Source organism: uncultured Campylobacter sp. (genome assembly GCF_938045775.1).
In the GTDB taxonomy this organism is placed as follows: Bacteria; Campylobacterota; Campylobacteria; order Campylobacterales; family Campylobacteraceae; genus Campylobacter_B.
Genome location: NZ_CALIBH010000210.1, coordinates 1 through 3,007 on the forward strand (window position 1 = coordinate 1; position 3,007 = coordinate 3,007).

3 protein-coding genes are annotated in these 3,007 nt (G+C 52.0%); all 3 read right to left on the reverse strand.

Annotated features, from left to right (window positions below; genetic code table 11):
- The coding region (locus Q0238_RS08285; protein ID WP_297944968.1) for a peptidoglycan DD-metalloendopeptidase family protein at positions 1-1,367 on the reverse strand (1,367 nt) is incomplete at its 3' end.
- On the reverse strand, positions 1,364-2,179 hold the full coding sequence (locus Q0238_RS08290) for a hypothetical protein (protein WP_297944970.1): 816 nt from the start codon (positions 2,177-2,179) through the stop codon (positions 1,364-1,366). The genes Q0238_RS08290 and Q0238_RS08285, both read right to left, overlap by 4 nt.
- On the reverse strand, positions 2,166-2,855 hold the full coding sequence (locus tag Q0238_RS08295) for an ATP-binding cassette domain-containing protein (RefSeq protein ID WP_295152369.1): 690 nt from the start codon (positions 2,853-2,855) through the stop codon (positions 2,166-2,168). The genes Q0238_RS08290 and Q0238_RS08295 overlap by 14 nt, the downstream gene beginning before the upstream one ends.
- Positions 2,856-3,007 lie beyond the last annotated feature (152 nt).

Consider the following 3,007-nt stretch of genomic DNA (forward strand, 5'->3'; position numbering starts at 1 on the left):
AGATCGAGCGGGTTGATGTGGTAGTTCTGCTGCGTCACTTCAAAGGTCAGATCCGAGCCGATGCGCCCGATGATGTAGCCCTTTTTGACGTTGGAGCCGACGCGCACGGTAGGCGGGATCTGATTTAGATGCGCGTAGATCGTGTGGATGCCGCCGCTGTGCTCTAGGATCACGACCTTATCGAGCACGGCGGTTTCTTTGGCAAAGACCACCTTGCCCGGCAGCACCGCCTTAACCTGCGTGTCGCCGCTGTTTGAGCCCAGCACGATATTTTCGTTGAAAAGCTTGATGTTATACACGGGATCGTTGTAATTGCCGAATTTCCGCTTCAAATACGCGCCGTTTAAAGGCGCTGCGGTCTTGGCTCCGCTGTATTTTTTAACGCGCGAGGACTGATAGCTCGAGCCGTACTGCTTGACCTTTTGATTGATCTTGCTTACGCGCTCATCCGCCGGCTCGCTCACTTCTGGCTCGGGCTCGCTAGGAGGCGCAGGCTCGGGCTTGCCCGCCTTTTTGGCAGCCGCCTTTGCTTTGGCGTACTCTTTTTCGCGTGCCTGGCGCTCCTTTTGCTTCTGCGCCTCCAGCTTTGCTTGGCGCGTCGCTTCCTCCTTCTGCGCTTTGGCTTTTTCCTCGGCGTCGTCGATGATCTTAAGCTCCTGCAGGGTCTTAGATATGGCGTCTTGCTCGTCGTTTATCTTCTCTAACCTCGCGATGTAGTCCTCTTTGTCCTTTTTCATCTGCGCGAGCTTTTCTTTTTGGGTGGTTTGCTTGGCGTTGAGATCGGTTTTTTTCTTATCATAGCCCGCCATGCTCGCCTGGATCGATTTGATCTTTTTGTTCTGCTCGTTGATAAAATTTTGATTATTTTCGTAGTCTTTGATCAGCCCTTTCAGCTCGTCGTTCATAACGACGCCAAGCCCCTCCAAAATTTCGCTAGCCATGATAGAATCGGGCGTGGTGGTAGAATTTACGTCGGTGATGAGATCAAACGATAGCTCTTGCGAGATCACGCTTGCGATTTTGCTTTCCAGATCGTTTTGCACGCTAAGAAGCGTGACGTTTTGGCTATTAAGCTTTTCAAGCTCCTGCGCTTCGGCGGCGTATTGATCTTTTAAGCCCTCGATCGCGTCGCTTAGCTGCTTGATCTCGCCTTCGCGCTTTTTAAAGCCCTCCTGCTCCTTTACGATAAGGCCCGCGATCTCGTCGATCTTTTGCGAGAGTTGCATCCCCTCCTTTTGCGAGCTTTTTAGCTCTTGACCCGCTTTGGCGATCTTATCTTTCGTGCTTTGCTGCTTTGCGGGCGCGGCATAAGTAAGAGCTGCAGCAAGCCCCAGCGCAAGAAGCGGCGCTAAAAAAGCCCTTTTCATGCTCGTTTATTTCCGATTTGCAGCATCACAAAGCTAACTGCGATGATAGATAGCGCCAAGGCGGCACCCAAAAGGATCAGCGCGTCGTAAGGCAGCACTATGGCGGTGCGCAGATCGCCGATGCCCTTAAGCGTGGTCGAAAACACCTCCCAAGAAGGAAGCGCAATGTAAAAGCAGGTCACGATCAGCGTGGCGATGAAGGAGTCGATTATCGCCATTCGGTAGAGTTTGCCGCTTTTTATCAGAAACGACGCGCCGAAAAGCTCCATGATCTCGATGCGCTCTTTGTGCTCGTAAACCCAAATACGCATCTGGCGGTGGATTAGCATTACACCTAAAAGCACGATGAGAAACGCAAAGCCGTAAACGAGGCTTTTGATAAGCAGTAAAATTTTAAAAATTTCATCGTGGGTCTTTTTAAAAATTTCAACCCGCGTGAGCGAGCCTATAGATTTTAGATCCTGCTCGATCTTGGCAAGCTGCGCGGCGTCGGGGAAGCTTTCGAGCTTGACGCTATAAAATTTAGGCAAATTTTTACTCAGCTCGGCAAAGGCGTTTTGTGAAATTTTACCTTTCAGCCGCTCGGTGATGCCCGCGGTCGAAATTTCGCTAATCGAGCTGATCTTCGGTACCGCTTTTTGCGCGTCTTGCAGGCTGAGCGGAGTTTTGGAGACTAGCACGATGTTGTATTCGTTTTGGATCGAGCGCTCGTAGCTTTTGGTTAGATTGCTCATAAAAATTCCAAACTGCACCGAAAAAAGCAGCGCGACGAGCGAAAAGATCACGCCGAAATGGGTTTTAATCGATTTCATTTACTTTAGCGTCCTTAATCTCAAAATGTCGGTGCCTAAAACGCAGCGTGGCAGGCATTTTATGCGTCACGATGACGACGCAGGCGTTCCACGACTCGCACGCCGAGCGCAGCAAATTCCAAATAATGGCGCTGGAGTAGTCGTCCAAATTTCCCGTAGGCTCGTCGCACAGCAGCAGGCGCGGATTATGCGCCATCGCACGCGCCAAAGCCACGCGCTGCTGCTCGCCGCCGCTAAGTTCGAGCGGATACTTGCCCATCTTATGCCCGAGCTCGACATGGCGCAGTAGCTTTTTGGCTTGGTCTTGGCAGACCTGCTGATTGTAGCCCATTATCATTAACGGAAGCATTATGTTGCGCTCAATCGTCCATTCGTTGATCAGGCGGTAGTTTTGAAAGATAATGCCGATGCGCTGGCGCAGGGTGCGCAGATCGGAGTTCGTGATGCCCTTTAGATCGCACAGGCAGACGTTTAGCTCGCCGCCGATGATGTCGATGCCGCCGTAGAAGGACTTAAGCAGCGTGGATTTGCCGCTGCCGCTCTTGCCCGTGATGATGACGAAATCCTTCGCGCCGATGCCGAAACTAGCGTCTTGGATGACTGCGCCCGCCTTTTCGTAGCCCAGCGTGAGGCCCGCTGCGGTGATGATGTTGTAATCGTCCGTTATCTCTGCCATTGTGAAAATATCTCCGAAATTTTTTGATGTGCCGCGTGGTTTTCGCGCGTAGGAAGCGGGCGGCGGATGAAGTAGCGCGTGCCGCTTGCGTTTGCGCGGATGAAACACTGCTGCGGAAAGTCGAATGCCCCGAGCGAAAGCAGGATTAGCAC